The 5,233-nt window shown below is 72.6% G+C and carries 5 protein-coding genes; all 5 read left to right on the top strand.

Annotation, left to right across the window (positions count from 1 at the left end; translation table 11 throughout):
* A partial coding sequence (locus D6689_11960) for a hypothetical protein (protein RMH41073.1) occupies window positions 1–547 on the top strand: 547 nt, incomplete at its 5' end.
* Window positions 544–1,677 carry a J domain-containing protein gene (locus tag D6689_11955; GenBank protein RMH41072.1) on the top strand — a complete coding sequence of 378 codons (1,134 nt, stop codon included), beginning with the start codon at window positions 544–546 and terminating at the stop codon, window positions 1,675–1,677. The genes D6689_11960 and D6689_11955, both read left to right, overlap by 4 nt.
* Window positions 1,674–1,946: a hypothetical protein gene (locus D6689_11950; GenBank protein RMH41071.1), complete on the top strand. Its 273-nt coding sequence runs from the start codon at window positions 1,674–1,676 to the stop codon at window positions 1,944–1,946. The genes D6689_11955 and D6689_11950 overlap by 4 nt, the downstream gene beginning before the upstream one ends.
* Before the next feature lies 1 nt (window position 1,947).
* Window positions 1,948–3,381 carry a cardiolipin synthase gene (gene cls / locus D6689_11945; protein ID RMH41070.1) on the top strand — a complete coding sequence of 478 codons (1,434 nt, stop codon included), beginning with the start codon at window positions 1,948–1,950 and terminating at the stop codon, window positions 3,379–3,381.
* 96 nt (window positions 3,382–3,477) lie between these two features.
* Window positions 3,478–5,233, top strand: a 1,756-nt coding sequence (locus tag D6689_11940; protein ID RMH41069.1) for a hypothetical protein, incomplete at its 3' end; no start/stop codon positions are given.

Genomic DNA, 5,233 nt, shown 5'->3' with positions numbered 1-5,233 from the left:
CGGCGGCCTCGTCCTCGCCGCGGAACAGATCGCGTGGGCGCTGCGCAAGCACCCGGCGCGGGTGACCGTCTTCGTTCCGCACTACGCGATGAGCGGCGGCACCTTGCTGGCGCTGGCCGCCGACGAGATCGTCATGGACCCGCACGCCGTCCTCGGTCCCGTCGATCCGCAGATCGGCCAGCGGCCCGCCGCGTCGATCGTTCGCGTAGCGGAGAGCAAGCCGGTCGGGGACGTGGACGATCAGACCTTGATCGAGGCCGACGTCGCGCGCATGGCGTTGGCCCAGGTCAAGGATACGGTCCGGCGGCTGCTGGCCGGACGCATGGCCGACGACCAGGCCGAGCGGCTCGCGGACCGCCTGAGCCAGGGCTACTACACGCACGACCACAGCTTCTCGGCGGACGACGCCCGGCAGATGGGCCTGCCGGTATCCACCGACTTTCCCGAGATCGTCCACCACCTGATGGCGCTGCATCCGCAGCCGACGAGGGCGCACCCCGCCGTGCAGTACTTGCCGGTGCCGCGCGGTGCGCGCAAGGCGTCATGAAAGACCTCTACGAAGTGCTCGGCGTCTCGCGCACGGCGAGCGCCGACGACATCCGCAAGGCGTATCGCAAGCTCGCGCGCAAGTATCACCCCGACGTCAACCCCGGCAACAAGGAGGCCGAGGAGAAGTTCAAGGAGGTGAGCGCGGCGTACGAGGTGCTGTCGGACCCAGACAAGCGCAAGGCGTACGACGAGTTCGGCGAAGCGTCGCTCGCGTCCGGCTTCGACCCCGACAAGGCGCGCGAGTACGCGCGGTGGCGGACCGAGCGGCAGCGAACCGGCCATCCGTTCGAGGCGGAGCAGTTCGACTTCGACCTCGGCGATCTGTTCGGCGGCTTCGGCGGCTTCGGCGGCTTCGGCCGCGCGGGAACCGGCGGAGGTCGACCCGGCGCGCGCGCGCGACCCGGCGCGGACGTGCGGGCGACCGTCCAGCTCGACTTCGCGACCGCCCTGCGCGGTACCGAGGTCGAGGTCGCCGTACCGATCGAGGAGCCGTGCGGCGCGTGCGGTGGCCGCGGCGTCGAGTCCGGGTCGGCGAGCACGTGCGACGCTTGCGGCGGCCGCGGCCAGGTGCAGGCGGTCAAGGGCCCGCTGCGGATGGTCACGACCTGCGGCGCGTGCGGCGGCAGCGGCAAGACGGGCCCGCGCTGCGGCGCGTGCGGCGGTGCGGGCACGGTGAGCCGCACGCGAAAGACGCGCGTGCGCATTCCGCCCGGCGCGGACGACGGCGACACGCTGCGCATCCGCGGCAAGGGAATGCCCGGGGCCGGCGGCGGTCCGCCGGGCGACCTCGTCATCGAGACGCGGGTGGCGCCGCACCCGCGCGTGCGCCGCGTCGGCCGCGACCTGTACCTGCGCGTGCCGGTGACGCTGGCCGAGGCCTACGCCGGGGCGTCCATCGACGTGCCGACGTTCGACGGCCGCGTCACCGTCAAGGTTCCGCCCGGGTCCCAATCCGGCACGAAGCTGCGGCTGCGCGGAAAGGGGGTGCGCCGCGGCGATCGCGTCGGCGATTTCTACGTGGAGCTGGATGTCGTGATGCCGCCGCCGGGCGACGCCGCGCTCGCGGACGCGCTGCGCGCGGCCGACCGGTTGTACCCGCGACCGGTCAGGGAGGGCTTGACGCTATGACGTCCGACTGGCTGGACCTCGAACAGGCCGCCGCCCTGCTCGGCGGCGATCGCGAGTTCATCGAGGAGGCGATCGAGCACGGTCTCGTGGCGGCCGACCGGCTGGATCCAGAGGCGGTGGAGCAGGTGAGGGTGGCGCGCACGCTGGTGCGCGAACTCGAGGTCAACTGGGCCGGCGTCGAGATCGTGCTGCGACTGCGCAGCGAGCTGATCGAGACGCGCCGGCAGGTCGCGCTGCTCATCGACAAGTTGCGCCAGCGGGAGACGTGACGTGCCGGAGGGCGCCGGGCAGTGGTGGGCCGTGCTGCAGCTCGGGTCCACGGCGCTGGCCGTCGCGTCGATCCCGAGCGTGCTGTTGCGGCGGCGCGGCCGCCCGATGGCGGCGCTGAGTTGGATCCTGGTGCTCGTGGCGTTGCCCGTGCTCGGCGTCGCCCTGTGGTGGCTGCTCGGGCGCATGCACCTGGAGCGCCAGCGGCGCCGGCGGCGGCGGGCGCACGAGCGCCTCGCACCGGCGCTCACCGCCGTCCGGGACCGGGTGCGCGCGCCGGCCGCGCGGCCGGTGCTCGGCTTCTGCCGGCTGCCCGACCACCTGCGCCGCGGCATTTTCCCGGCCAGCGCCGGCAATCGGTGCCGCTTGCTCGTCGACGCGACGACCGCCTATCCGGAGATGGAGCGCGCCATCGAGGCGGCGCGCCATCACGTTCACGCGCTGTTTTACATCTGGCGCGACGACGCGACCGGTCGACGCTTTCGCGATCTGTTGTGCGCGAAGGCGCGCGAGGGAGTGGAGGTGCGCGCGCTGTACGACGGGATCGGCTCGCTCGGGCTGTCGCACGCCTACAAGCGCGCGCTGCGCGACGCGGGCGTTCAGGTCGCCACGTTCCTGCCGCTCGGCGTACGCACTCTGCGCGCCGCGCTCAACTTTCGCAACCATCGCAAGATCCTCGTCGTCGACGCCGAGCGCGCGTTCGTCGGCGGCATCAACATCGGCGACGAGTACACGCGCGACTGGCACGACCTCGCGGTCGAACTCCGCGGCCCGGTCGTCGATCAGCTGCAGGAGGTGTTCGCCGACGACTGGCACTACGCGGCCCGCGAAGACCTGGCGAGCGCGGACTACTTCGGCAAGTCTCCCGCCGTCGACGGCGCCGACGCCGCCGAATGCGCGGTGATCGCCAGCGGCCCCGACTTTCCGGCGTACAACCCGACGCACGAGGCGCTGTTTGCGGCGGTCGTCACGGCGCAGTCGCGGCTGTGGATCATGACGCCGTACTTCGTCCCGGGGCCCGCGCTGATGGCCGCGCTGCGCAGCGCGGCGTTCCGCGGCGTCGACGTGCGCCTGTACCTGCCGCGGCGCAGCGACGTCAGGCTGGTCGAGATGGCGGCGCGCTCGTATTATCCCGACCTGCTCGACGCGGGCATCCGCGTGTTCGAGTATCTGCCCGGATTTCTGCACGCCAAGGCCGCGATCGTGGACGAGTCGCTCGCGTTTCTCGGCAGCGCCAACCTCGACGCGCGGTCGTTCCGACTCAACTTCGAGGCGAGCTGTTTCGTCACCAGCGCGTCGTTCGTCGCGCAGCTCGCCGCCATGATGGCCGCCGACGAAGCGCGCTGCAGCGAGATCACGCGAGACTACCTCGCGGCGCAGCCGGCGGCACGCCAGATCGTGGACGCGGCCGCCCACCTGCTCAGTCCGTTGTTGTAGCGGCCCCGATCCGTTGGCCCTCGCGGCCCGTGGTCTTCGCCGGACTTGGCGCCGGTCAAGTAGCCGGCGCCGCCGGCCGCGGTACGGTGAACGAGCATGACTGCGCTGCCACCGCTTCGAGTCGCCGGGTGCGACCTCGGCAAGGCCACCGTGCGGCTCGTCGTCGCGGACGTGCGCGACGGCCGCGTGCACGTCGACCGCGCGGAGATCCGCCCGCACGGCGGACGACCCCTGGACGCGCTGGCCGAGTTGTACGACGCCCTGGCCGTTCGCCACTGTGCGGCATTCGGCGCGACCGGCCTGTACGCCGACGAGCTGTGCCCGCCGGCGCTGCACTCGCTGCCGGAGGACGCCTGCCTCGACGCGGCGCTCGGCGTGGTCGACGTCGACCGCGGGCCGCTCCACATCGTGCGCGTCGGTGCGCGCGGCTACTCGGCGCTGGTGCGCGACGCCGAGGGGCGGGTGCGTCACTTTTCGAGCGACAAGTGCTCGTCCGGCACCGGCGAAACCATGGTCAAGATCGCCGGGCGGTTCGGCCTGTCGATCGAGGAAGCCGACGCGCTCGCGGTGCGCGCGGCCGAGGCGATCCCGATCACCGCGCGCTGCTCGGTGTTCGCCAAGAGCGAGATGACGCACTTTGGCAACCAGGGGCGGCCGGCCGACGCGCTGTTTCGCGGCTACTTCGAGTCGATCGGGCGCTACGCGTTTGCGCTCGTGGCGCGCGCTCGCGTCGACGGTCCGGTCTACGCGATCGGCGGCGGCGCGCGACTGCGGTCGCTGGTCGCGGCGCTGTCCGAGGCGGCGGGCACGGACGTCATCGTGCCGCCGTGGGCGCAGACGGCCGAGGCGCTCGGCGCGTGCGCACTCGCGGCGGAACACGCGGTCGCGCGCGGCGCCGTCACGCTGCCGGATGATGTGCGCGCCCTGTGGCGCACCAAGCCGCGGCGGTTCCGGGCGCTCGGCGCACCGCGGTCGTACGCGGACCGGGTCCGGCGGTTGGAGGCGCCACGCGTCCCCGACGGCGCCGTGCGCGAGCCGGCCGTGCTCGGCCTCGACCTCGGGTCGACCGGCAGCAAGGCCGTGCTCACGTCGCTGGCGACCGGAGAGGTCGTGTTCGACGCGTACGACCGCACGCGCGGCAATCCGGTGGACGCCGCGCGCCGGCTGATCGCGCAGGTCGCGCGACAGCAGGCCGACGTGCGCGCGATCGGCCTTACGGGGTCCGGTCGGGAGGCGGTCGCGACCGTCGCGCGCGCCGCGTTCGCCGACGCGGGCGACCGCATCGTCGTCGAGAACGAGATCGTGGCTCACGCCACCGCGGCGATCCGCTGCGACCCGGACCGGGGCGAGAGCCTGTCGGTCGTCGAGATCGGCGGCCAGGACGCCAAGTTCATTCAGATCGCGGGCGGCCAGATCGTCGAAAGCGACATGAACAAGGCGTGCAGTGCGGGGACCGGGTCGTTTCTCGAAGAGCAGGCGGCGTTTTACGGCGTACACGACATCCACGAGTTCACGCGCCGGGCGATGAACGCCGACAGGCCCCCCGACCTCGGCCAGATGTGCACCGTGTTCGTCGCCGAGGCGGCCGGGGAGGCGCAGGCCGAGGGCTACGGCGTAGACGACCTGTTCGGCGGGTTTCAGTACTCGGTGATCTACAACTATCTGAACCGCGTGATGGGACAGCGCACGTTCGGGCGTCGCGTGTTCTTCCAGGGTAAGCCGGCGTCCGGGCCGTCCTTGGCGTGGACGCTCGCGGCTGTGACCGGGCGCGAGGTGTGGGTGCCGCCGAACCCGGGTGCGATGGGCGCCTGGGGCATCGGGCTCGTGGCGTTGCGCGAACTCGGCGTGGATG

This window comes from Deltaproteobacteria bacterium (assembly GCA_003696105.1).
Taxonomy (GTDB): domain Bacteria; phylum Myxococcota_A; class Polyangia; order Haliangiales; family J016; genus J016.
This window is presented reverse-complemented; position numbering and strand designations above follow the sequence as displayed.